General features: G+C 36.5%; 21 protein-coding genes. 10 read left to right on the top strand and 11 right to left on the bottom strand.

Annotated features, from left to right (window positions below; translation table 11 throughout):
• Window positions 1–13 precede the first annotated feature (13 nt).
• The 3 genes from LUA86_RS00890 (at window position 14) to LUA86_RS00880 (ending at window position 2,415) form a co-directional block, all read left to right on the top strand.
• A complete protein-coding gene (locus LUA86_RS00890) occupies window positions 14–532 on the top strand; it encodes an AraC family transcriptional regulator (RefSeq protein WP_231458660.1) in 519 nt (172 codons plus the stop codon).
• Window positions 533–637: 105 nt separating this feature from the next.
• On the top strand, window positions 638–1,462 hold the full coding sequence (gene ygiD / locus LUA86_RS00885) for a 4,5-DOPA dioxygenase extradiol (protein WP_231458659.1): 825 nt from the start codon (window positions 638–640) through the stop codon (window positions 1,460–1,462).
• Between the two features lie 233 nt (window positions 1,463–1,695).
• Window positions 1,696–2,415, top strand: a complete 720-nt coding sequence (locus LUA86_RS00880) for a heavy-metal-associated domain-containing protein (RefSeq protein WP_231458658.1) — start codon at window positions 1,696–1,698, stop codon at window positions 2,413–2,415.
• Here the strand turns inward: LUA86_RS00880 and LUA86_RS00875 are convergent.
• Window positions 2,407–2,940 carry a YfiT family bacillithiol transferase gene (locus LUA86_RS00875; RefSeq protein ID WP_231458657.1) on the bottom strand — a complete coding sequence of 178 codons (534 nt, stop codon included), beginning with the start codon at window positions 2,938–2,940 and terminating at the stop codon, window positions 2,407–2,409. The genes LUA86_RS00880 and LUA86_RS00875 overlap by 9 nt on opposite strands.
• Before the next feature lie 126 nt (window positions 2,941–3,066).
• Complete coding sequence (locus tag LUA86_RS00870) at window positions 3,067–4,473, bottom strand: aldehyde dehydrogenase family protein (protein ID WP_231458656.1); 1,407 nt, start codon at window positions 4,471–4,473, stop codon at window positions 3,067–3,069.
• 144 nt (window positions 4,474–4,617) lie between these two features.
• On the opposite strand from LUA86_RS00870, the gene LUA86_RS00865 reads away from it, so the two are divergent.
• The 3 genes from LUA86_RS00865 (at window position 4,618) to LUA86_RS00855 (ending at window position 8,422) form a co-directional block, all read left to right on the top strand.
• Complete coding sequence (locus LUA86_RS00865) at window positions 4,618–4,863, top strand: hypothetical protein (protein ID WP_231458655.1); 246 nt, start codon at window positions 4,618–4,620, stop codon at window positions 4,861–4,863.
• Between the two features lie 92 nt (window positions 4,864–4,955).
• A complete protein-coding gene (locus LUA86_RS00860; RefSeq protein ID WP_231458654.1) occupies window positions 4,956–5,804 on the top strand; it encodes a hypothetical protein in 849 nt (282 codons plus the stop codon).
• A gap of 230 nt (window positions 5,805–6,034) precedes the next feature.
• Entirely contained in the window at window positions 6,035–8,422 is a 2,388-nt protein-coding gene (locus LUA86_RS00855; protein ID WP_231458653.1) for a prolyl oligopeptidase family serine peptidase, read from the top strand.
• 348 nt (window positions 8,423–8,770) lie between these two features.
• On the opposite strand, the gene LUA86_RS00850 is transcribed toward LUA86_RS00855, so the two are convergent.
• From LUA86_RS00850 to LUA86_RS00825, 6 genes are all read right to left on the bottom strand, one after another.
• Window positions 8,771–9,391 carry an ABC transporter ATP-binding protein gene (locus LUA86_RS00850; RefSeq protein ID WP_231458652.1) on the bottom strand — a complete coding sequence of 207 codons (621 nt, stop codon included), beginning with the start codon at window positions 9,389–9,391 and terminating at the stop codon, window positions 8,771–8,773.
• Between the two features lie 14 nt (window positions 9,392–9,405).
• Entirely contained in the window at window positions 9,406–9,870 is a 465-nt protein-coding gene (locus LUA86_RS00845; RefSeq protein ID WP_231458651.1) for a GNAT family N-acetyltransferase, read from the bottom strand.
• 39 nt (window positions 9,871–9,909) lie between these two features.
• Window positions 9,910–10,695: an acyl-ACP--UDP-N-acetylglucosamine O-acyltransferase gene (gene lpxA, locus LUA86_RS00840; protein WP_010599175.1), complete on the bottom strand. Its 786-nt coding sequence runs from the start codon at window positions 10,693–10,695 to the stop codon at window positions 9,910–9,912.
• Window positions 10,695–12,107, bottom strand: coding sequence for a bifunctional UDP-3-O-[3-hydroxymyristoyl] N-acetylglucosamine deacetylase/3-hydroxyacyl-ACP dehydratase (locus LUA86_RS00835; protein ID WP_231458650.1), 1,413 nt, complete (start codon window positions 12,105–12,107; stop codon window positions 10,695–10,697). Before LUA86_RS00835 ends, lpxA begins: the two co-directional genes overlap by 1 nt.
• On the bottom strand, window positions 12,097–13,173 hold the full coding sequence (gene lpxD, locus LUA86_RS00830) for a UDP-3-O-(3-hydroxymyristoyl)glucosamine N-acyltransferase (protein WP_231458649.1): 1,077 nt from the start codon (window positions 13,171–13,173) through the stop codon (window positions 12,097–12,099). Before lpxD ends, LUA86_RS00835 begins: the two co-directional genes overlap by 11 nt.
• Window positions 13,174–13,295: 122 nt before the next feature.
• A complete protein-coding gene (locus tag LUA86_RS00825; RefSeq protein WP_231458648.1) occupies window positions 13,296–14,519 on the bottom strand; it encodes an HD domain-containing protein in 1,224 nt (407 codons plus the stop codon).
• A gap of 111 nt (window positions 14,520–14,630) precedes the next feature.
• On the opposite strand from LUA86_RS00825, the gene LUA86_RS00820 reads away from it, so the two are divergent.
• The 4 genes from LUA86_RS00820 (at window position 14,631) to LUA86_RS00805 (ending at window position 19,077) form a co-directional block, all read left to right on the top strand.
• Window positions 14,631–16,184: a PglZ domain-containing protein gene (locus tag LUA86_RS00820; protein ID WP_231458647.1), complete on the top strand. Its 1,554-nt coding sequence runs from the start codon at window positions 14,631–14,633 to the stop codon at window positions 16,182–16,184.
• Between the two features lie 197 nt (window positions 16,185–16,381).
• Complete coding sequence (gene tsaE / locus LUA86_RS00815) at window positions 16,382–16,792, top strand: tRNA (adenosine(37)-N6)-threonylcarbamoyltransferase complex ATPase subunit type 1 TsaE (protein ID WP_231458646.1); 411 nt, start codon at window positions 16,382–16,384, stop codon at window positions 16,790–16,792.
• A 79-nt stretch (window positions 16,793–16,871) separates the two neighbouring features.
• The gene (locus LUA86_RS00810) at window positions 16,872–18,101 is read left to right on the top strand and encodes an alanine dehydrogenase (RefSeq protein ID WP_231458645.1); all 1,230 of its coding nucleotides are present in this window, start codon (window positions 16,872–16,874) and stop codon (window positions 18,099–18,101) included.
• Between the two features lie 298 nt (window positions 18,102–18,399).
• Window positions 18,400–19,077, top strand: coding sequence for a M15 family metallopeptidase (locus LUA86_RS00805; protein ID WP_231458644.1), 678 nt, complete (start codon window positions 18,400–18,402; stop codon window positions 19,075–19,077).
• Between the two features lie 6 nt (window positions 19,078–19,083).
• Here LUA86_RS00805 and LUA86_RS00800 read toward each other — a convergent pair whose 3' ends face one another.
• From LUA86_RS00800 to LUA86_RS00790, 3 genes are all read right to left on the bottom strand, one after another.
• Window positions 19,084–19,584 (bottom strand): phosphoglycerate mutase family protein, encoded by a 501-nt coding sequence (locus LUA86_RS00800; RefSeq protein WP_231458643.1) that lies wholly within the window; start codon window positions 19,582–19,584, stop codon window positions 19,084–19,086.
• A 115-nt stretch (window positions 19,585–19,699) separates the two neighbouring features.
• Window positions 19,700–21,070 (bottom strand): RagB/SusD family nutrient uptake outer membrane protein, encoded by a 1,371-nt coding sequence (locus LUA86_RS00795; RefSeq protein WP_231458642.1) that lies wholly within the window; start codon window positions 21,068–21,070, stop codon window positions 19,700–19,702.
• A 19-nt stretch (window positions 21,071–21,089) separates the two neighbouring features.
• Complete coding sequence (locus LUA86_RS00790; protein WP_231458641.1) at window positions 21,090–24,377, bottom strand: TonB-dependent receptor; 3,288 nt, start codon at window positions 24,375–24,377, stop codon at window positions 21,090–21,092.
• Between the last annotated feature and the right edge of the window lie 43 nt (window positions 24,378–24,420).

The following is a 24,420-nucleotide window of genomic DNA, read 5'->3' as shown; positions in this document are numbered from 1 at the left end:
CAACCGCTGTAAAATGGTGGTTAAAGCAGAGTTTGAAAAACTCGGCTTTAACCCTATTTCAGTTGAATTAGGAAGGGTTTCTATCAAAGAAAGCATTTCTGCTGATGCTAAAAAGAAGTTATCCGAAAGGTTAGATTTATTTGGATTTGAGCTTCTAGAGGATAAAAAAACTCAAATTTCGGAGCAAACCAAAACAGCTATTATCAACTTGGTTCACTATGCAAAGGAACCTTTAAAAATTAATTTATCATCTTATTTAAGTGAGCGACTTAATACAGAATATGCACACCTAAGCGCTATTTTTTCTGAGGTAGAAAATCAAACTATTGAGAAATATTTCATCACTCAAAAAATAGAAAGGGTTAAAGAAATGCTTACTTATAATGAATTAACACTAAGCGAAATCGCCTATCAGTTAAATTACAGTAGTGTTGCGCATCTTTCAGCGCAGTTTAAAAAAGTTACAGACTTAACACCTTCAGCCTATAAAAATCAAACATCTGATAAGAGAAAAACATTGGATGAGATTTAGAAAATATGGAAGAGGTGAAACGGGTGATGGAACCTCAATATTTCTTAACCTATATCAAGCTGTAAAAAAGGATAACGCTGTACCTTTATATTAAAATTCAACAGCATGTCAACCTTATCACAATTCAGAAGTTTTACCCAGCGCTTGCCACAAACTGATTTGATGCCAACATTATTTATAGGGCATGGCTCGCCGATGAATGGTATTGAAAATAATGAATTTAGCAGAAGTTGGACTGAATTAGCCGCATATATTCCTGTTCCGAAAGCAGTTTTGGTTGTTTCGGCACATTGGTTTACACACGGAACTTTTGTTACAGCTATGGATTTTCCATCAACCATTCACGATTTTGGTGGGTTTCCACAAGCTTTATTTGATGTTCAATATCCTGCTCCCGGCGATGCTGAATTAGCAGCTGAAATTCCTTCGCTTGTTCATTCTACAACGGTTGGTTTAGATCATGATTGGGGTTTAGACCATGGCACCTGGACAATCATTAGGCACATGTATCCAAAAGCTAATATTCCGGTTTTGCAGTTAAGTATCGATTACACGAAAGCACCAGAGCAACATTACGAAATTGCCAAAGAGATTTATGCGCTTCGAAAAAAAGGCGTTTTAGTTATTGGCAGCGGAAACATGGTGCACAATTTACGCATGCTAAGCTGGGAAATGATAAACGGCGGCGGTTTCGATTGGGCCAATGAAATGAATGATAAATTCAAAAATCTCATCGCCAATGGCGACCATAAACCTTTAATTGATTATAGAAATTTAGGCACTGATGCGATGTTGGCAATACCAACTCCCGAGCACTATTTGCCATTGATTTACACTTTGGGTTTGAAGAATGATAAGGAAGAAATTTCATTTTTTAACGATAAAGCTGTTGGTGGCTCGTTAACAATGACTTCAGTTTTGGTTGGATAGGTTTTACTAACGCATTATTTCTTCTGCTGATATATCCTCCCCGTCATTGCGAACTCGATTTTTCTTCGGGAGAAGCAATCTCCTTAAAGATATACTTGTAGCCTAAGAGATTGCTTCCGTGCCTCGCAATAACGACCGCCCCACAATATCTGTAAAAAATCCTATAACATTTTATGAAAATTCTGTAACGAATTTCACTTATGCAAAGGGTAAATTTGTTTAAAATTTAAGTTATGACACACACTTATCAACTTACCGGAATGACATGCGGAGGTTGCGAGAATAAAGTAAAAAGCAACCTTTTAATTCTACCGGATGTAACGGCCGTTGATGTTTCAAAAGATACAAATTCTGCAACCATCAGCATGGATAAGCATATTGGTTTAGATGTGCTGCAAAAGGCTTTGGGCGGTATTGAAAGTAAATATCAAATAACGGCGAATACACAGAGTGAGGTTTTAGATGAAACCAAATCCTGGGCTGAAACCTATAAACCAATTCTTTTAATTTTTGGTTATGTTACGATTGTTTCCCTCATCGTTTCCTGGCAAAATGAGGCGGTAAACTGGATGGTTTTTATGCGGATTTTCATGGCTGGTTTTTTCTTAACCTTTTCGTTTTTTAAGCTGTTAAACTTGAAAGCCTTTGCCGAAAGCTATGCGATGTACGATATCGTTGCCAAAAAATTTAGTGCCTGGGGCTACATTTATGCTTTTATTGAGCTGTGTTTGGGTTTAAGTTTTGCGCTAAATTTATCACCGATAATTGTTAATTGGGTTACCTTAATCGTAATGATTGTGAGCATTTTGGGTGTTTTAGAAAGTGTTATAAACAAGAAAAAAATTCAATGCGCTTGCCTTGGAGCAGTTTTTAACTTACCTATGAGTACCGTTACCATTGTAGAAGACGCGATAATGATTGCAATGAGCGCTGCGATGCTAATTTTAATGTAAACCTTTTGCAATTGTATTTGTAATGTGCGCTAAATGGTGTTTTCCATGCCAGGCGTAAGTGCCAAGCATATAGGCTAAAGTAAATGTTTTACCGTGCTCGGGATGGATGTACATACGCTGGAAATCTTCCAATTTAAGTGTTCTCAAAAAGGCAACTAATCTTTTATGCAACGCTGTTAACAACATAGTGGATAACTCAATGTCGCCATTTTTAGCCTCTTCGGTTTCTGCCCAACGATCTTCATAATAAGGTCTGATGATTGGATTATCTTCAGTAATAGCCAGTTTGAAACGGATATAGGCATTCATGTGGCTATCTGGAAGATGATGAATAACCTGTTTCAACGTCCAACCGCCTGGCCGATAGGTTTGATTTAAATCATCAGCAGTCAAACTTTTTGTAGCATTTCTGATTTGATTTGGAAGCATTTCAATCTCCGAAATCCAAATATCTGCCTGCTTTTGGTCAAAAATTTCAGGCATGCTAAATTGCCCGATTGGGTATTTGAGTTTTTCTAAATCCATGTTGGAAAAATAAGCTTTTTACAAGCATTATTAGGAAGTTTTTTTGCCACGGAGACACGGAAATCACGGAATATAATTAATCTTATTCCGTACCTTTAGTGTTTCCGTGGCAGTTTTTTTAACCAATCAAAGCAGCTTCTTCAGCCATTTTAATAAACCCATTTTATAAGGCGGATAAATCATTTTTGTCATCCCTAGTTTTGATTGGAAAACCACAGCTCTTTCATGCGAAAAGTTTTTAAAGCCAAATATGCCATGGCTACTCCCAATTCCGCTGCTGTTTACGCCACCAAATGGCAAGTTTGGGTTACTAATGTGCACTAAAACATCATTTACACAAGTTCCACCCGAGCTGGTTTCTTTTATAATTTTCTCCTGGCTTTTTTTGTCATCCGAAAAAATATAAAGTGCCAAAGGTTTATCTTTTGAATTGATAAAATCAATCGCATGTTGTAAATTTTTATATTTAACAATTGGTAAAATTGGCCCGAAGATTTCTTCTTGCATTATACTATTCTCCGTATTAACCGAAGTTAAAATCGTCGGATTTATAGTTAAAGAATCGGCATCGGCTCCTCCTCCAAATTCTATTTTAGCGCCATCATTAATAGCTTTTTGTAGAGCACTATTTAATCGTTCAAACTGTTTTTTATTAATGATTTTTCCATAAACCTCTTCACTAATCTTTCCATCCATAAAGAACATTTTTTCGGTTGCGTTTTTAAAGTGTTCTACAAATGCTCCTTCCAAATTTTCGTCAATTAAAACATAATCTGGCGCTATACAAGTTTGCCCCGCGTTTACCAATTTACCCCAGGCAATTTTTTCTGCAGCTTTCTGCAAATCAACACTACCATCAACTATGGCCGGCGATTTTCCACCCAATTCTAAGGTTACAGACGTAAGATTTTTTGCTGCCGCTTCCATCACCACCTTTCCAATAGCGGTACTTCCGGTAAAAAATATATGGTCGAAAGGCAATTTAAGGAGCGCCGTAGAAACTTCAACATCACCTTCAAAACAGGCAATTTCTTTTTTATCAAAAGTATTGGATATAATTTTATGGATAACAGCAGCCGTATTCGAGCTCAATTCTGAGGGCTTCAGAATGGCGCAATTCCCCGCAGCAATTGCCGAAATCAGCGGACTCATAACCAGCTGCAATGGATAATTCCATGGCGCAATAATTAAACAAACACCTTTAGGCTCATAGTAAATTTTATTGCCGGCAAAAAGATTGCTGATGGTTTTACCAACTGATTTTGGCTTCATCCATCCCGAAAGTTTTTTAACTGCATGATCTATCTCAGCATAGGTAAAAAACAATTCTGTAACAGCGGTTTCGAAATTGCTCTTTCGCAAATCTTTATCCAAAGCATGGTAAATTTCTGCTTCTGCACCTTCTAAAGCAAACTTTAGTTTTTTTAGCTTTGCAATTCGGGTTTTTGCATCCGTTTTACGCAATTCAAATTTATATTTATGTTGTAAATCGACAACCGATTTTATTTCTTGTTCCATCAAATTATCTGTCATTTTGAGCTTGTCAAAAGATAATGTTAAAGTCTTCGATAACTCAGACTAACACACCTTTTCCTATTTAAATTTAGTTAAAATCCAATCATTTCATTAAAATTTCATCGATTTAAACCATATTGCAACTAATCTTAAATCATACAAATGAGGAAATTGTTTTTTCTTTTTGCCTGCTTCATATCATCCACATTACAAGCGCAAACCATTAAAACTGATGTTTTGGTGTTGGGAAATTCTACAGCTGCATTTTCGGCGGGTGTTCAGGCATCAGAATCTGGCGTAAACACCATAATTTTAACACAAAGTGATGGTTTGAAAATTAGCAGCATTAAAAATCTTCCGCACACCGGGGTAATCAAAGCATTCGAAAAAAGAGCAAAAAAATCGTAAAAATTGCAGATAGTGTATCACTTCCAGAAATAACCAATCAAATATTAAATGCTGTAATTAAAAATTGGTCAGATAGTTCAAAGCTTTTTGATGTGATTAACAATACACCTTATTATGAAATAAAACGCTCGGGAAGTGGATGGGAAGCTAAACTAACCAAAGATAAAAGCATTAAAGCAAAGGTTTTAATCGTTACTGATAATATTGAAAAAGTTCTCCCGGCGTTAAAAGTTTCGAACTTAAAACCAGCAGAAACTAACACTTTAAATTACAACGAAAACCTTTATCGAACCACAATTGGTGGCATAACCGGAACTTCAAATTTCTTATCGCTTTATAGTTTACTTATTCCTAATCAAGAGAACATAATCTACATTAAAGCGGATGGTTTCGAAACCGGGCAAGCGGCCGGAGCCACTGCAGCCTATGCTACTTTTTATAAAACAAAAACCAGCTTAGCAAACCTAAAAGGTATACAAGGTGAACTTTTAAGTTATAAATTGCCATTAATGCCTTTTGAGGATGTAAAGATAACAGATTCTAATTGGCTTGTGATTCAAAAAACAGGCATTACAGGAATTTTGAAAGCAGAGATAAAAGGCGAAAAAGTATTTTTCAATCCGGATAAGGCAGTTTCTTATACTGAAATTAAGCAACCCATTAAAGATTACTATTACAAAGCTCAAATCTGGTTCGATGACCATCAGAATGTGCCTGTTAATTTAGAAAACACTATTTCTATGGTTAGCTACGTTGGCAACAAAGCTATTGATGCCACCAAAGCAGAGATTGAAAAGAAATGGAAGAAAAACTACAAGTTTTCATCGAATTATGATTTGAAAAAAATTTTAACGCGACGAGAATTTTCAGTTATCGTGAATGAATATTTAGAACCATTCGATAAGATAAACGTAGATAGAACGGGACGAGTGATAAGATAATCACATTTTTGCCACTGAAACACAGAAAGCACGAAAGGGATAGAAAATTATTGGTGTTTTATATTTAGATATCTCCGCGTATTCCGAGCTTCCGTGGCAATATTTTTTATACCTGGATTACTAATATTAAGAAACCAGTGCTTCCGTGGCAACCTAAGCGTTGTAACATTTCCATTTCCTTTCAAATTTAGCATCAGCAATATCTAAATTGCAGCATCCAAATCAAATTCATGAAGAAATATTTACTTTTCCTACTATTATGTACAGGAGAATATGCTTTTGCACAACAAATCGCACCACTAACTGTCGAAAAAATAATGCGAGACCCAAAGTGGATGGGTACATCGCCAACAAATTTCCGCTGGACGGCAGATAGTAAAACTTTGTACTTTAATTGGAACCCTAATAACAAAGCGAAAGAGGAATTATACAAGATTACTCCTTCGGCAACCAAGCCTTTAAAAGCTGTAGATAAGGAAGACGAAAAGTTGCTAAGCTTAAACTATGTTTATAACAAAGATAAATCGCAAGGCTTGATTGAAAAAAGCGGCGACATTTATCTTCAAAACTTCAAAACCAAAAAAGAAACGCGTTTAACCAACACAATGGAACGCGAAAGCAGCCCTGTATTTTTAACCAATGGAAATATCGCTTATCAACTTGGTGATAATATTTTTCAACTTGATTTAAAAACTGCAGAAACTAAGCAAATTACCAACTTCACTAAAGGTAAAGCAGCAGGTAGAATGCCATCAAAAGCAGCAACTGAGCAAGATAGTTGGTTAAAAGCACAACAAACTGAATTGTTCGATATCATTAAAAAAAGAAATGCAGAAAATCGCGGCGGTGCTACTCGTGGTGGTAGAGGTCGTTTTGGTGCATCATCAGCTGATGCGAAATCATTAAAACCGCTTTACACAGATGATAAATTTTTGAATGGCGTGGTTATTAGTCCCGATGGTAGATTTGTGACCTACAAATTAACTACGCCAGCACAAAATAACCACAATACAATCGTTCCGAATTATGTAACTGCCTCTGGTTATACTGAAGATATTCCGGGCAGAACGAAGGTTGGTGAAAATGAAAACAGTTCACAAGGCTTCATCTACGATACACAAAGAGATACCATTTATGCCATACAAACTGCAACCATACCTGGTATTAAGGATATTCCAGATTTTTACAAGGATTATCCAAAACAATTAGATTCAATAAAAAAGAAAAATGCAGATAGGCCGGTAAACTTTTTTGGCCCATTGTGGAATGAAAACGGCAGTACCGGAATTATGGTTGCTACTTCTACAGACAATAAAGACCGCTGGATTTTAAAATTAGATGCCTTAACCGGAAAATTCGATTTGATAGACAGACAGCATGATGAAGCCTGGATTGGCGGTCCTGGTATTAGTGGTTTTTTTCAGGGCAGCACCGGTTGGATTGATAATAATCGTTTCTACTATCAAAGCGAAGCAACGGGCTATTCGCACCTGTATGTGGTTAATGTTTCAACTGGCGATAAAAAACAGCTCACTTCTGGCAAATTTGAGGTACAATCTGTTCAGCTTTCTAAAGACCACAACACCTTCTACATCAAAGCGAATAAAGAACATCCCGGGATTACCAATTTCTTTAAAATTAATGTAAACGGTGGCGAGCTTGTTCAAATTACAAGCATGAAAGGTTTAAATGATATTACGCTTTCTCCGGATGAAAAATACGTTGCCATTAATTACTCTTACCTAAATAAACCGGGTGAATTGTATATTCAGCCAAATAAAGCAGGTGCAAAAGCAGTAAAAGTAACAGAATCAGCCTCTGCAGAATTTAATGCTTACAAATGGCGAGAACCGGATATGGTTTCGTTCAAAAACCGTTATGGAGCAGATGTTTACGCAAGAGTTTATAAATCTGATAAACCACATCCAAACCGTCCGGCCGTGGTTTTTGTACATGGTGCCGGCTATTTGCAGAATGTTCACTTCGGTTGGAGTACCTACTTCCGTGAGTTTATGTTTAATAATTTACTGGCGGATATTGGCTACACCGTAATCGATATAGATTATACTGCAAGCTCAGGCTATGGCCGCGACCATAGAACCGGAATTTACCGCCACATGGGTGGAAAAGATTTAACAGACCAGGTTGATGGTGTGAAATTTTTAGTAGAAAAATATGGTGTAAACCCTAAGCATGTTGGTTTATATGGCGGTTCTTATGGTGGCTTTATTACACTAATGGCGATGTTTAACGAATCGGATGTTTTTGCAAGCGGTGCAGCTTTACGTTCGGTTACCGATTGGGCACATTATAACCATGGTTATACATCCAATATTTTGAACGATCCTTTTAACGACCCAATAGCTTATAAAAGAAGCTCACCAATTTATTTTGCTGATAAACTAAAAGGAAATTTATTAATGGCGCATGGAATGGTGGATGTGAATGTACATTTTCAGGATATTGTTCGCATAACTCAACGTTTTATTGAACTTGGTAAAAACAATTGGGAGTTAGCGGTTTATCCGGTGGAAGACCATGGTTTTATAGAGCCGAGCAGCTGGACAGATGAATACAAGCGGATATTTAAACTGTATGAAAATACCTTGAAGAAGTAGAATTTTAAATCTCTCTTAATGAAAATTAAGGGAGATTTTTTTTTGCAATTAGTTTTAAAAACCTCGTGTAAAAGAAATGCCTTTGGGAACCACTCCAAAGGCATAATCAACCTAAACCTCAAACTAAACTATGAAAAATCTTTTGTCTTTTACGACTATATATTTTGTTTCCGCTACGCGGAGAATATGAACAATTTCCTAAAAAGATAAATTAAATAATGCTTCTCTTTTTGGTGGTGCAAAGGTAATAACTATTTGTCAATTAGCAAATGTTTTTTATAAATTTATTTTTTAATACAAACGGATGACAAATATCAACAAAAACAAGGCGCTAAAAAGCTAGTTAAACTATTTGTAATCAGCTATTTGAATGTGCTGCTGGCAAAATTCGTATTCTGAAATTTGATTTGAACCGATAATAGTAAGTCTATCTTTGGTGAAATTTTCTATCAGTTCTTTGTACCATTCTATCCCTTGCACATCTAAATTACTGGTTGGTTCATCTAAAAATAGAAGAGGTGAATCAGAACAACAGGCTAAAACAAGCTTTGTTCTTTGTTTCATACCCGATGAAAAATATTTAATTTGCTTGTTAATTGATTTTTCTAAACCCAATATAGAAACGATGGATTTTGCATCAACGCCATTGGCAAAATTTTTAAACTTAAAATGGAAATCTATAGTTTCTCTTAACGTAAATGTTTCCACCAGCTCTAAATAAGGAGCGGCCAAGCTTATTTGTTTATAGATATCCTCAACGGCAATATTCTTTTCATCATTATCAGTAAAAGAAATTTTCCCTTCAGAAGGCGTTAAATTACCTGTAACAACACTAAGTAAGGTGGATTTACCAGAACCATTCGGACCTAAAATCGCGTAGCTATTGCCAGATTTAAACTCGGTGCTTAAATTTCTAAAAATCCATTCCTTGTTAAATCTCCTACCTAAGTTATCTAATGAAATATTCATCTATATGGGTAATATTAAGCTTTAGAAAGAAATTTAGTCATACAAACACTATTTTCTACACCAATGTACTGCCCATAGTTTTCTGTGATTTGGTAGCCCGCTTTTTGATAGAGTGAAATGGCTTCAGGCTGTTTTTTACCCGTTTCTAAAACACATGCAGTATAACCCAACTCTGCAGCCCATTGCTCTAGTGTTGTTAAAACCTTTAAAGCAAAGCCATTCTTTCTGTAATCAGGATGCACAAACATCCGTTTAACTTCTACAGCGGTTTCAGAAAAAGGCTTTATTGCTCCACAAGCTACAGCAGTTTCATCAAAATAGGCTACCACAACTTCTTTAATGGCATCAATTTTATTAAACTGAGCATAAAAACTATGTTCTTCGCCATCTCTAATCGCTAAATCTTTATCCAACAAGGCAACTAACCTCATAAAATCAGTATTTTCTGAATTGGTTCTAACTAGCGTTAAATTGCTCATGAATAATTTGGGGTTTTAATTAAACCTTATGGCTTTGTGTTAGCTTCCCATTCCAAAACCCTTCATCACACCCCGGTTAGAGTTGCGAATAAAATCCACAATCTCATCGCGGATTTCTGTAGGTTTAAATTCTGCCTCAATCATATCCAAGGCTTTGGTAACATTATTATGCTTTACAAAAAGTACGCGGTAAATTTCCTGAATTTCATCAATCTGTTCATTAGTAAAGCCTCTTCTTCTTAAGCCAACAGAGTTGATGCCTGCATAAGAAAGTGGTTCTCGGGCAGCTTTAACATAAGGTGGAACATCTTTACGCACCAGCGAACCGCCAGTAACGAAAGCATAAGAGCCAACTTTAACAAACTGATGGATGGCTACTAATCCGGCTAAAACAACATTATTTCCGATGGTAATGTGGCCAGCTAAAGTTGTACTGTTAGAAAAAATACAATTATTTCCAACTTCGCAATCGTGAGCAATGTGTGAGTAAGCCTGAATTAAGCAATTGCTTCCAATTACGGTTTTCCATTTATCTTTGGTACCACGGTTAATGGTTACACATTCGCGGATTGTTGTATTATCACCAATTTCTGCGGTGGTAACTTCACCTGCAAACTTTAAGTCTTGCGGCTCGCCAGAAATTACAGCACCAGGAAAAATACGGCAATTTTTACCAATTCTGGCGCCATCCATAATGGTTACGTTCGAGCCAATCCAGGTACCTTCGCCAATAACAACATCTTTATGTATTACAACGAAAGGTTCAATTACTACGTTTTCGGCGATTTTTGCTTGGGGATGTATATATGCTAAAGGTTGTATCATTATTGAGCAGGTTCTGTTTGTTTAACTTTTGAAATTTGAGCCATCATTTCGGCTTCTACAACGATTTTTTCGCCAACCATACCAACACCTTTCATTTGGGCAATGCCTCTTCTGATTGGTTCAAGTAAATCGCAACGGAAAACAATAGTATCGCCGGGAAGAACCTGTGCCCTAAAACGTACATTATCTATTTTTAAGAAATAAGTAAGGTAATTGCTTGGGTCTGGAACTGTACTTAAAACTAAAATCCCACCAACCTGAGCCATTGCTTCGATTTGAATAACACCCGGAAAAACCGGTGCGCCAGGGAAATGACCTTTAAAAAATTCCTCATTCATGGTTACGTTTTTAACGCCCACAACGTGATTTTTAGAAAGCTCAAGGATTTTATCAACAAACAAAAAGGGCTGACGGTGAGGCAAAATGTCCATTATTTGAACAATATCATACAATGGTTTTGCGCTTGGATCGTACACTTTTTGAATTTTCTTATTTTTTTCTTTTTTGATTGCCGCTTTTATCTTCTTCGCAAATGCAACATTTGCCGCATGCCCTGGTCTGGCGGCCATAATATGACCTTTTAAATGCATACCCACCAAAGCTAAATCTCCAATCATATCTAAAAGTTTATGACGGGCAGGTTCATTTTGATAACGTAACTCCATATTGTTCAGGATTCCCTGAGGTGCAACATCAATATCTTCACGGTTAAAAAGCTTAGCCAAATGACTTAATTCGTCTTTAGTTACTTCTTTATCAACAATAACGATAGCATTATTTAAGTCGCCGCCTTTAATTAAGTTGTGTTGTAACTGATATTCTAATTCATGTAGAAAACAAAACGTTCTGCAAGAAGCAATTTCTTTTTTAAACTCTGCAATAGTGTTAATCCCAGCATGCTGACTGCCCAAAACCGGCGAGTTGTAATCTATCATACAAGTAAAACGGTAGTCATCCAAAGGCATGGCTACAATTTCAACTTTTCTATCTGCTTCGGTATAGGTAATATTGTGTGGGATGGTAAAGTATTCACGATCTGCGTTTTGCTCAATTGTTCCTACTTCTTCCAGTAAATCAATAAATTGAATGGAACTGCCATCCATAATTGGTGTTTCCGGTCCATCTAATTTTATCAAAACGTTATCAAGGTCCATACCTACTAATGAAGCCATTACATGCTCAACAGTGCTAACACTTGCGCCATTTTGAGTAATGGTTGTTCCACGAGAAGTATCGGTAACATTATCTGCATCTGCATCGATTATTGGCTGGCCATCCAAATCCACACGCTGGAATTTAAAGCCATGATTTTCTGGCGCAGGGCAAAAAGTTAAGGTAACATTAGCACCAGTATGTAAACCCACACCCGAGGCTGATATTTCTTTAGTAATCGTTCTTTGTCTAACGTTCATTGTTTATTGTATTCTTTTCGATTTCAGATGTAAGCCTTTTTATCTCTTCCTCGAGTATGTTTATTCTTTTTTCGATGTCTGGCAGATGTTTAAAAATAACCGAAGCACGCATCCAGTTCCGTAAAGGTTGCGCCGGACTACCATGCCATTGTCTATTTTCTTCGGTGATGTTAAAATTGATACCTGCTTGCGCACCAATTTGGGTTCCTTTTGCTAAAGATAAATGTCCGGCAATGCCCACCTGACCACCAATAACGCTATTAGGCCCTATTTTAGTACTTCCAGATACACCAGATTGAGCCGCTAAAACCGTGTTTTCACCAATTTCTGCGTTATGTGCAATCTGAATTAAGTTATCTATTTTGGCGCCTTTCTTAATAATTGTAGCGCCCATGGTTGCTCTATCAATAGTAGTATTCGCTCCAATTTCTACATCATCCTCTATAATAACATTACCAATTTGCGGTATTTTATTATAGGTTCCATCTTTTTGAGGTGCAAAACCAAAGCCATCGCTTCCAATAACTGTATTTGAATGGATAATTACATTCTTACCGATTAAAGAATTATGATAGATTTTTACACCAGGAAAAAATGTGCTGTTCGCCCCTATTTTTGAATTTGCACCTACAAAGGTTTGGGCATTTAACTTACAGCCATCGGCAATTTCTACGTTTTCAGAAACATAGGCAAATGCATCTATAAAAACATTTTTACCAATTTTTGCTGTCGGATGAACAAAAGCCAGTTTATCGATACCTGTTTGTGTTGCCTGCGCATTCATTGCCTCGTTATATTTATCTAACAGTACAGTAAATGAGCTGTAAGGATTTTCTACACGAATTAATGTGCTTGTATATTCTTGCGTTGGACTAAACGTTTTTGAAACAATAACAACTGATGCCTGAGTTGAATATAAAAAGTTTTCGTACTTCGGGTTCGAAAGAAAAGACAAAGAACCTTCTTTACCATCTTCTATTTTAGAGAGTTCACTTACGGTTACATCAGGGTTACCATCTATGGAACCATCTAAAAACTCGCTTATCTGCTTGGCAGTAAATTGCATCGTACAAAGGTAAATGTTAAATTGATATGAACAAAAAAACCTGTAAGGGTTAAATAGTGTATTTAATACACAATAATAAGACTTAAAACGGCTCTAAAAACTAAATATTTTGTTAAAAAACCTTAAATGCCACGAGGATAACAAAGTATATATTTCTCTACTGTTTTTTGCAACGATTCTAAATTCGACAAATCTGAAGCTTTAGCTATATCAACAATATCGTTATTTTTCATTAAAATCTTGATGTTCCCTACACCGGCATTATAAGCACGGTTTTGAATCATATCTGTAAAAACAAAATAACCGGCTTCTTCTGCACTAATTCCCAATAAATCTATGGTTGCGTTTTGCAGAAATTTTACACGATCATCACTTGCCTTTTCATTACTCATTTCTACTTTATATAGATTTCTTGAAGTAAGCATTTGGCAAAGTGCAGCTAAAATTTTATCAGGATGTTGAACCCAAACCTTAACCGCAGCATATATATCCTGGTCATCGAGATTTGTGAAGTGTGCCAAATTTTCTTGTTGCTCAAAGAAATTTTCTTCGTTAATATCGTTTTTTAGAAAATAACTTAGCGATGGTGCAGCAAATAAATCATCGCCTTTGGCTGCCAGAAATTTAGCCCGTTCTAATAATTTAACTAAAATCATTTCGCCGGCAATAACGGTTTTATGCAGATAAACCTGCCAATACATCAATCTACGGGCAATTAAAAATTTCTCAATAGAATAAATACCTTTCTCTTCGATAACTAAATCATCATCAAAAACGTTAAACATTTTAATAATTCTATCAAAACTAATTACGCCTTCACTTACGCCCGTAAAAAAGCTATCGCGATTTAGGTAATCCATTCTATCTAAATCCAGCTGACCAGAAATAAGCTGGTGTAAGAACTTTTTGTTATAAGTACCGTTAAAAATTTCAATTGCATGCGTTAATTTTCCGTCGAAATGCTGATTCAAATCCTGCATCAGCTTTGCTGAAATATCTTCGTGTTTAATGCCCGTAACTAAAGAATGCTCAAGTGCATGAGAAAATGGCCCATGACCAATATCGTGCAGTAAAATAGCCAATATAGCAGCTTGTTCTTCGCCTTCGGTTATGTTGTGCCCTTTACTTTTTAATAGCCCTATGGCCAGGCTCATTAAGTGCATAGCGCCTAAGGCATGATGGAAACGGGTATGTAATGCGCCAGGATATACCAAATGTGTCATCCCGAGCTGTTTTATGTAACGCAAGCGCTGAAAGTATGGATGCGAAATTACATCATAAACCAGTTCACTATGGATACTTATAAACCCGTAAACTGGGTCGTTAATTATTTTTTTCTTGTTCAATCGTTAAAAATAGTTAAATAGAAAGATACGGTACAAAAATTGCTATTTTTATTCATAGTTTGATTTACGTGCCAAAATATAAAGGCGCTAATACCCTATTTTTACAAAAACATGCAAGAAACTAAAATATTGTGGGCCGATGATGAAATTGACTTACTAAAACCTCATATATTACTACTGAATGATAAAGGTTATGCCGTTACTACATTCACTAACGGAAACGATGCCCTTGAAGCTTTTGGAAAAGCGCATTTTGATTTAGTTTTTTTAGATGAAAACATGCCGGGAATGAGCGGAATAGAAACGCTTTCGGCTATTAAAAATCTAAATCCTGATGTGCCGGTAGTTTTAATTACCAAAAGTGAAGAAGAAAATTTGATGGAAGATGCCATTGGTAGTAAAATAGATGATTATTTGATTAAACCTGTAAACCCTAAACAGGTGTTGCTAACCATCAAAAAGCTGATTGATAACAAGCGATTGGTGAGCGAGAAAACCTCGATGGCTTATCAACAAGATTTCCGCAGATTAGGAATGACTTTAAGCGATAAGCTTAATTATGAAGAATGGATTGATGTATATAAAAAGATCGTTTTTTGGGAATTAGAACTTGAGAAATTGGATGACCCACAGATGCATGAGATTTTAACCATGCAGAAGCAGGAAGCAAATACTCAATTCTCAAAATTTATCGAAGAACATTATTTAGGCTGGATAAAGGAAAAAGATAAAGCTCCGCTACTTTCTAATGAGTTGCTAAAAACCAAAGCTTTTCCGCACATTAACGATACTACACCAGTATTTTTTATATTGATTGATAACCTGCGTTACGATCAATGGAAAATCATCAATCCGCTTATTTCTGAATATTTCCGTATAGATGAAGAAGATATGTACACCAGTATTCTTCCTACGGCTACGCAATATGCACGTAATTCTATTTTTTCGGGCTTGATGCCTTTAGAAATGGAGAAACGTTTCCCTGCGCTTTGGCAAAATGACGATGATGAAGGCGGTAAAAACATGCACGAAGAAGCGTTTTTAGCAGATAATATCAAACGCAGTTTACGTAAGGATTGCAAATACAGCTACAATAAAATTTTAACTTTTGAGCAAGGAAAAGATTTAGTAGAACAAACTAATAATTTGTTGAAAAACGACTTTAATGCTATTGTTTTCAACTTTGTTGATATGTTAAGCCATGCCCGTACAGATATGCAGATGATACGCGAACTTGCAAATGATGATGCTGCTTATCGTTCGTTAACTTTATCGTGGTTTGAACACTCGCCATTGTTCGATTTATTGAAGAAAATATCACAGAAACAGGTTAAAGTAATCATCACTACCGACCACGGAACAATTCGTGTTAAAAAACCGGTAAAAGTAATTGGCGATAGAAGTACAAATACCAACTTGAGATACAAACAGGGCAGAAACTTAAATTTTAACGCTAAAGAGGTTTTTGCAATTAAGAATCCACATGATGCTTTATTGCCGAAAATTAACATCAGCAGCAGTTATATTTTTGCCAGAGAGGATAGTTACTTTGTTTACCCGAACAATTATAACCAGTTTGTAAATTACTATAATGAAACCTTTCAACATGGGGGCATCTCTTTAGAAGAAATGATTATCCCTGTAGTAACCTATTCGCCGAGGTAAATATTAGCTCTGGTCGTCATTTCAAGGGGAGCGTAATCAAGAAATCTTTTAATTGTAAAAAAGTTCAATTTCAAAGATTTCGTCGCTTCGGTGTAGATGAGGGTTGAATTAATAATCTTTCACAAGATCAGCACAACGATAATTTTAAAGGCAAAAGCAACACAATTATGTGTTACTTTTGCCTTTATTTTTTTAAGATGGAATTAATAGTTAACAGTTTAGCCGATTTACCAAAGGCAGCCCAACAGCTTTTAGATTTTGCAGGTGATAAAAAAATTTTCGTTTTCAGAGGTGATATGGGCGCCGGCAAAACAACTTTTATAAAAGTTTTGTGCCGTGAATTGGGTATTGAAGATGTAGTTTCTAGTCCAACCTATTCTATTGTTAACGAATATATAAGTCCAAAAGGTGCGGTTTATCATTTTGATTTTTACCGAATAAAAAACATTCAGGAAGCTTATGATTTGGGCTACGAAGAATATTTTTACAGCGGAGCAATTTGTTTAATTGAATGGCCAGAACTTGTTGCTGAATTATTACCAGAAAATTTGGTACATGTGGATATTAGCATAGCTAATAATACACAAAGAATATTTCGGATTAGTTAAGGATAGAATTATATATCAATTAATTAAGAGATTTTCCCTATCTTCAACAACCTAAAACAATAAACATTTTTTTTAAATCATGGCTACAGGATTACGCGAAGGAATGGCCGACATAGCTCGTCAGGGTTTATTGCAAACCCAAGAAGCAACACTAGAGACCCGAAATAGAAAAAACAATCTAAACATCGGAATACCCAAAGAAATTTCATTTCAGGAAAATAGAATTGCTTTAACGCCGCTATCTGTAGCGCTTTTGGTTAACAATGGTCATAGGGTTATACTGGAAAGTGGTGCAGGAACCGCAGCAAATTTTTCTGATACAGAGTATGCAGAGCAAGGTGCAAAAATTGCCTATGATAAAAAAGAGGTTTTTGACTGCGATATTCTGGTAAAAATTGCACCGCCAATGTTAGAGGAAATTGCCTTAATGCACAAAGGGCAAACCTTAATATCCTCTCTGCAAACCGGAACCTTAAAGCAAGAATACCTTAAAGCTTTGATGCACAAAAAGATTAATGCTTTATGTTTTGAACACCTTCGCGATGAAGGTAATGTTTTAAGTGTGGTTAGGGCGATGAGTGAAATTGTTGGCTCAACATCAATACTGATTGCTGCAGAATACTTAAGTAATGTAACCGGAGGCAAAGGTTTAATGCTTGGCGGTTTTACCGGTGTACCACCAACAGAAATTGTAATTTTAGGTGCCGGAACAGTAGGCGAATACGCCGCAAGAACGGCTTTAGCTTTAGGTGCCGAGGTTAAGGTTTTTGATAGTTCCATTTATCGTTTACGCCGCTTACAAAATAACCTGGGCAATAGCCGTGTATTTACTTCGGTTATGCAGCCTATTGTTTTAAATAAAGCCATTGTAACCTGCGATGTTGTAATTGGTGCAATCCGTTCAAGCCACGGGCGAAGCCCTTGTATCGTAATGGAAGAAACCGTTGCAAAGATGAAGCCGCATTCAGTTGTAATAGATGTAAGTATTGATCAAGGTGGTTGTTTTGAAACCTCTGAAGTTACAAACCATACAAATCCTGTTTTCAGAAAATATGATGTAATTCATTACTGCGTTCCTAATATTGCTTCGCGTGTGCCAAGAACGGCATCTTATGCTTTAACCAACATTTTTGCGCCGATTTTATTGGATATTGGCGAGTTTGGTGGGTTAATGAATATGGTTTGGAATAATCCGGGGATTCGCGAAGCCTTATATATTTACCAGGGAAACGTAACGAATAAAGACTTGGCTGATATGTTTAATTTGCCTTTTAAAGATTTAGAATTATTGGTTGTTTCTAATCAGTAATAATTTATTTCGTCATTGCGAGGCACAGCCTGCCCCGACAATTCGGGGAAGCAATATGTATTCGGCATTTATAATTCGTTTTTAGATGCCTATTGTCTTGGCCAGACAGGCTTTTTTCTTTTGACAACAAAAGAAACAAAATTGCCGGCTTAAAATTTTTGTACTTAAGTTTGTGATGAGGCTTGTGAGGTACTTACCCAAAAATTTGTTAGGCCGGTTATGAGCTTAACGCGGAAACAATGCTTAGGCTCTACTAATGTGAATTACTGGATCATATAAATTTGTTTAGAAAACTTCAATGAAAATCTTAATCATTCTATTATTTATTTCATTTTCTGCTTTAGCTCAAACTAAACCCGAAGCACCACAAAAACTTGTTGTTGTAAATTCATACAATCAATATCTGGCTTCTATTAAAATCAATCCGAACAATGAGCTTGTGGAGATAAAAAAAGCCATTCCAAATATCAAACTTGACATCCGCTATGCGACAAAAAATAATTTTATGCAACAGGTTATGTATAAGCAGGCTAGAGCATTTGCCAGAAAACAGGTTGTAGAATCACTAAAAAAAGTTCAGAAAGAATTGAATAAAAAAGGTTTGGGACTGAAAATTTTTGATGGTTATCGCCCGTATAAAATTACGGTAGAGTTTTATAAGAAAGCAAGCGATAAAAATTTTGTAGCAAACCCGGCAAAAGGTTCAAAACACAATAGAGGCTGTGCGTTAGATTTAACCATCATCAACTTAAAAACAGGCAAGGAATTGGAAATGGCTACACCTTATGATAGCTTTTCGAAAGCAGCAGCAGCAAATTATGAACCTGTAAGCGATGAAGTACGCAAAAACCGTGAATACTTAATCGCTGTTATGAAGAAAAATAAGCTAAACGTTTTAATAAACGAATGGTGGCATTACGACTTTCAAGGTTGGGAAAATTACGATATTATGGATATTCCGTTTGAAAAATTGTAATCAACATTATAAATGATGTGGAACACCGAATTGGTCCATCTTAACTTTAGCTTTATCGCCCTTTACATTTAATTTAAAGATGAAATCATAATCATCGTCTGTTAGTTCTTCCCTTGGGCGTTTGCCCCCAAAAGCTTCAATAATTTCTAAAACGGTGTTGGAGTGGCCTGCGATTATAATTTTTTTACCAACGTAGTTTGTTTTAACGCTATCTACAAGTGCCTTAATGCCGTTGTACTCAATTACTTTTGGAATCACTAAAGAATCTAAAGTTTGCCTTGTTCTTTTGTAAGGCGTTGTAAAGGCAGCATCAAAAGCTACCTTTTTTAAAAACTTAGCCAAATCTCCGGCTCTTGTTTTTCCTTCATCAGATAAATCCGGATTTTTTTCCTGTGGATTTGATTTATCTTTCTCAGCATGCCTAACAATCCAAACTTCGGTGGTTTGAGCCTGTACATTTATCAGAAATAAGAAAGATAGTGATAAGAGGAAGAAAAGCTTTTTCATTGGTCTTTATTTTGGTTATAAATATTGAAAAAATAATCCGTTTGAGGAAATCCCTTTAAAATGAAAAACCGATGCTGATAAGACAGCATCGGCTTAAAAGCTTATATTTTATTGATTAATAGCCTTGATTTTGCCATCCGCTTTTGTTATTCACATTGTCAATCTCCGTTTGCGGAACCGGATAGATACTTCTAAAAGCAGGAATGCCTGGGAAAACAGTTGCCATTTGCGCAGTTCTAACAATATCGAACCAACGGTCGGCCTCTAAAGCTAATTCCAAACGTCTTTCTAAATAAACAGCAGCCCTAAAATCTGCTTGTGTAAGCAAGGTAGCAGCCGTTTTATTTGTTGCATTGGCGTTTGTTCTAACTGCATTTAAGGCTTTAAAAGCTTCAGCATTACCATAAGCAACCTCGTTTAAGGCTTCAGCGTACATTAACAAAACATCTGCACAACGTAATACCGGAAAATCACCGCTAATTTCTGTTGAGTTAGAAACGGCACTGTTAAACTTACCCGGACGAAGTCCGATGTTGGTTGGTGCAACTAAAGCTCTGCGATTATCTGCTGTTTCAAACAATGCCTGAGGAATAGTTATTGTATTGGTATTGTTGTTATTTCTGTAACGATTATCTTGATTAACCGCTTCCCTAACTCCACCATTTAAATATAAAACGGCAAAAATAATATCGCGGCTGGTTTTTAAACCACTAGGAAAAGTTGTGGTTTGTGGTACCAAAGAAAGCGTTGTACCTGCATAAATTGCTGTGGCTAAAGGCTGCAAAGTGGATACCACCATATTATAGTTTTTTTGGTACAAATACACTTTGGCCAATAATGCTGATGCAGCGTAACTTGTTGCTTTTCCTCTTTGTGCATCAGCCCAGGTTGTAGGCAATTTTGTAGCCGCATCGGTTAAATCACTTATAATTTGTTGATAAACCTGGGCAGATGTTGCACGGCTGTTGTCTCTGGCTTCTGCAGTTTTTTGAACTGTTAAAACCAAAGGAACATTGCCCCAAATACGGGTTAAGTTAAAGTAGCTGAGTGCACGGATAAATTTTGCCTGGCCAATAATTTGGTTCTTTATTGCGTCTGACATGTTAATTGCCGGAGCTCTATCCAAAATAATATTTGAACGATAAATGGCTTTGTAATGTCCTTGCCAGGAAGCGGATAAGATTGCATTAGCAGAAGTTTCTGAAAAAACCTCTATCGAGTTTCGCACACCAGCACCGGAACCCGGGTCGTTATCGGTAACATTATCGCCGCGAATTTCGCCTAAGGTTAGTAGATTGTTACCATACAAACTATCTGTTTGTAAAGCATCGTAACAACTTACTAAACCGCCTTGTAAACCTTTTTCATCAACATAAAATGTATTTTCTGTGTATGAATCTAATGGTTTTAAATCTAAAAATTTCTTGCAGGATGTAACAGTAATTACTAAGCCACATGCTATAATTGATATGATATATTTTTTCATTTGATATCTTTTTAAAGAATTATAAAGTGATGTTTAAACCAATAGATGTAGTTTTTGCCGTTGGATAAACACCATAATCTTCACCGTTTGTAGTTGCATCGGTTCTGTTTGTAACCTCTGGATTATAACCAGTGTATTTTGTAAATGTGAACGGATTCTGCATCGACACATACAATCTAACTTTTGATAAGGTTAGTTTTTTAACAAAAGCATCGGGTAATGTATAACCTAAAGCGATGTTACGAATGCGCAGGTACGAACCATCTTCTACGTGCCATGTTGAGGTTGTTCCATTGCTCCCTTTAGCTACACGGTTTGCTCTTACATCTTGCCCGCTTCCTGGGTTTGCTTCAGAAACCCATCTATCTAAAGAGCTAATCATGTTATTCATGTTACCTTCTTTATTGGCAAAATATCTACGAGATAGATTTAAAATTTTATTACCATAAACACCTTGCATAGCAATGTTTAAATCAATGCCTTTATATTCTAGTGAAGTGGCAAAACCGTAGGTGAATTTAGGCAAATAATTACCTACAATCTCGCGGTCTTTAGTTAAATCAATTACGCCATCGCCATCAACATCTTTAAATTTAAAATCACCTGGCTTAGAGGTATTCAAATCAAAATTCCCTTGCGTATCCATATAGTGCGGGTATGCATTTACTTCTGCCTGGTTTTTAAAAACGCCCAATACAACCGGTAAATAATATGAACCAATTGGCTCACCAACACGGGTTAAGAAATAGGCATTTGCAACAGAACCTGTTCTAATGATATCGGCATTGCCTGGACCTAACTCAACTACTTTATTTTTATTTTTAGAGAAATTTGCATTGGCTGTCCATTTTACAGCGCCAAATTGTTGTGTTGTACCTAAATTGATATCTATACCTTTATTGTTAACTTTTCCGATGTTTTTAAGCTCGGTAGCAAAGCCTGTTGTAATTGGAACCGGTACATTCAGTAATAAATCGGTAGTGTTACTGTTGTAAGCATCAACTGTTAAGGTTAATTTATTATCCCAAAAAGCCACATCTAAACCAACATTTAATTGTGCTGTTTTTTCCCATCTTAAATCATCATTAGGTTGTGCATAAGTTGCCGCACCATTAACAACTGCAGGTGTTGCGCCACCAAAAACATAGCCGTAATTTGTCATTGAGCCTTGAGCTCCATAAGTTGGAATGTTAAAGTTTCCGGTTAAGCCATAACTTGCTCTTAGTTTTAAATCAGATATGGATTTTACATCTTTCAAAAAGTTTTCTTCGGATAATCGCCATCCTACAGAAGCTGATGGAAAGTAACCCCATTTGTTATTCGCTCCAAATTTTGAAGAACCATCTGCCCTTACCGAACCGGTAAATAAATACTTGCCCTTATAGCTGTATTGTAATCTGGCAATGCCAGAAGCAAGCGCCCATTGTGATCTTGTTGATGTACCACTGGTTACAATTCCTGCGTTTAAGTATTCAATCTGGTCGCTGATAAATCCTCTCGAAGCAACCGCATAGTTTCCGCTTAAATCATCTTTTTGAGTAGACCAACCTAACAAAGCTGAAATGTTATGGTCGCCAATGGTTTTATTGTAACTTAACGTTTGCTCTAATAACCAGTTTGTTTCTTTTATTGTTCTCGAACTTCCAGATGCATCAGACGGTGGATTACCTGCCGTGTTTGACAATGGAAAAGTTGAAGGACGGAAAATATCCTCAGCGCTGTTAAACAAATCAACACCTAACTGAATTCTATATTTTAAATCTTTAAAGATAGATGCCTCTACAAATGCACTTCCAGTTAATCTGTTCGAGCCCACATCGTCTTTCTGAAGCATTGCTAAAGCAACGGGATTCCATGCCTGAGTTTCTCCATTGCCAGAAATTGTAGAACCATTTGGCAATGTTGTTACCTGCCCCGGGCTCCATGAGTTTTGAGCAAAACTATAACTTCCGTTTGCATTAAAAACAGGAAATATTGGCGAATAATGCAAAGCTGATGCAACTATACCGCTACTGCTATATGGCCCGTTTGCATTAACTCTTTTTTCTTTAATAACTGATGGGGTTAAATTAACGCCATATTTAAACTTTCCTTTTGTGCCTTCTAAATTTAATCTTCCGCTGTAGCGCTTAAAACCGCTATTTAAAATAATACCATCCTGATCAAAATATTCCATAGAGGCATAATATTTTAAGGTTTCGCTACCTCCAGATGCTGATAACGAATGATTCTGGATTTTGGCTGTTCTAAAAATTTCATCCTGCCAATCGGTATTTGTTAAACCTTGCTGACCTGATAAATACGGCAAAACATCTAAAGGAATAACAGCACTTGTATTATTACCAGAGTTAACTAAACGTTGTGCATTACTATCATTAATGCTATACGCAATAGTTGGATTACCATTTGCAACATTCCTACGATTTATCGCATCCATCGCGTCAGCATAAGTATTATTTCTAGATTCTATAACCATCTGAGAATACTGATAAGCATCCATCATATCGATTTTTTTCCCTAAAGTCTGCCATCCGGTGTAACTATTTGCGCTAATGGTAGCGGCGCCATTTTTACCTTGTTTAGTGGTAATTAAAACCACACCGTTTGAACCCCTTGAACCGTAGATAGCTGCAGATGAAGCATCTTTTAAGACCTCAATCGAAGCAATATCATTTGTGTTAAGCGTGTTAATATTGTCTCCAGAAATTGGTACACCATCAATTACGTACAACGGACTTGAACCCGCAGTAATTGTACCAACACCACGAACTTTTATTGATAATGCGCCACCAGGTGCTCCAGAGCCTTGTGAAACCTGAACACCAGCCATTTTACCAACCATTGCCTCAGCAGCATTATTAATCGGTTGGTTTTCCAGGTCGCTGGCTTTAATGCTTGCAATTGCGGTGGTTACATCTTTCTTTTTCTGACTACCATAACCAACAATTACAACATCGGTCAAATTTGCAGATTCAGGCATTAATTGAATCATTAATGTTGCCTGCTCGCCAGCTTTGAGTAAATAATTGTCGATGGTTTTTGTGGTGTAGCCAATATAAGAAGCACTAATGGTGTATGGCACATTTGCAGATAATCCGGAAATTAAAAACTTCCCATCGGCGTTTACCATAATACCTTTTTTCTCATTGGTTTTTGTGTTGAGTAAAAGAATTGAAGAGCCAATAAGCGGCTGTCCCGTTTCATCCTTTACAATTCCCGTAATCTCCGATGTTTGAGCACGGGCAGTTGCGGCGGCTGTAATCAGCAGCACACAAAAGAACAAGTGTTTCGTAAATTTTCTTAGCATAGTTATATTCGTTTATTGTTTTTTCATAAAGGCACCAACAGTT

Source organism: Pedobacter sp. Leaf132, assembly GCF_920984695.1.
Taxonomy (GTDB): Bacteria; Bacteroidota; Bacteroidia; order Sphingobacteriales; family Sphingobacteriaceae; genus Pedobacter.
The sequence above is the reverse complement of the archived record's forward strand: the minus strand, read 5'-3'. Positions and strand labels throughout refer to the sequence as shown.

What these genes read in the sequence shown, in the direction of transcription:
- LUA86_RS00890 (WP_231458660.1), top strand. Translation starts at nt 14, where the DNA reads ATGGTGGTTAAAGCAGAGTTTGAAAAACTCGGCTTTAACCCTATTTCA.
- ygiD (WP_231458659.1), top strand. Translation starts at nt 638, where the DNA reads ATGTCAACCTTATCACAATTCAGAAGTTTTACCCAGCGCTTGCCACAA.
- LUA86_RS00880 (WP_231458658.1), top strand. Translation starts at nt 1,696, where the DNA reads ATGACACACACTTATCAACTTACCGGAATGACATGCGGAGGTTGCGAG.
- LUA86_RS00875 (WP_231458657.1), bottom strand. Translation starts at nt 2,940, where the DNA reads ATGGATTTAGAAAAACTCAAATACCCAATCGGGCAATTTAGCATGCCT.
- LUA86_RS00870 (WP_231458656.1), bottom strand. Translation starts at nt 4,473, where the DNA reads ATGACAGATAATTTGATGGAACAAGAAATAAAATCGGTTGTCGATTTA.
- LUA86_RS00865 (WP_231458655.1), top strand. Translation starts at nt 4,618, where the DNA reads ATGAGGAAATTGTTTTTTCTTTTTGCCTGCTTCATATCATCCACATTA.
- LUA86_RS00855 (WP_231458653.1), top strand. Translation starts at nt 6,035, where the DNA reads ATGAAGAAATATTTACTTTTCCTACTATTATGTACAGGAGAATATGCT.
- LUA86_RS00850 (WP_231458652.1), bottom strand. Translation starts at nt 9,391, where the DNA reads ATGAATATTTCATTAGATAACTTAGGTAGGAGATTTAACAAGGAATGG.
- LUA86_RS00845 (WP_231458651.1), bottom strand. Translation starts at nt 9,870, where the DNA reads ATGAGCAATTTAACGCTAGTTAGAACCAATTCAGAAAATACTGATTTT.
- lpxA (WP_010599175.1), bottom strand. Translation starts at nt 10,695, where the DNA reads ATGATACAACCTTTAGCATATATACATCCCCAAGCAAAAATCGCCGAA.
- LUA86_RS00835 (WP_231458650.1), bottom strand. Translation starts at nt 12,107, where the DNA reads ATGAACGTTAGACAAAGAACGATTACTAAAGAAATATCAGCCTCGGGT.
- lpxD (WP_231458649.1), bottom strand. Translation starts at nt 13,173, where the DNA reads ATGCAATTTACTGCCAAGCAGATAAGCGAGTTTTTAGATGGTTCCATA.
- LUA86_RS00820 (WP_231458647.1), top strand. Translation starts at nt 14,631, where the DNA reads ATGCAAGAAACTAAAATATTGTGGGCCGATGATGAAATTGACTTACTA.
- tsaE (WP_231458646.1), top strand. Translation starts at nt 16,382, where the DNA reads ATGGAATTAATAGTTAACAGTTTAGCCGATTTACCAAAGGCAGCCCAA.
- LUA86_RS00810 (WP_231458645.1), top strand. Translation starts at nt 16,872, where the DNA reads ATGGCTACAGGATTACGCGAAGGAATGGCCGACATAGCTCGTCAGGGT.
- LUA86_RS00805 (WP_231458644.1), top strand. Translation starts at nt 18,400, where the DNA reads ATGAAAATCTTAATCATTCTATTATTTATTTCATTTTCTGCTTTAGCT.
- LUA86_RS00800 (WP_231458643.1), bottom strand. Translation starts at nt 19,584, where the DNA reads ATGAAAAAGCTTTTCTTCCTCTTATCACTATCTTTCTTATTTCTGATA.
- LUA86_RS00795 (WP_231458642.1), bottom strand. Translation starts at nt 21,070, where the DNA reads ATGAAAAAATATATCATATCAATTATAGCATGTGGCTTAGTAATTACT.
- LUA86_RS00790 (WP_231458641.1), bottom strand. Translation starts at nt 24,377, where the DNA reads ATGCTAAGAAAATTTACGAAACACTTGTTCTTTTGTGTGCTGCTGATT.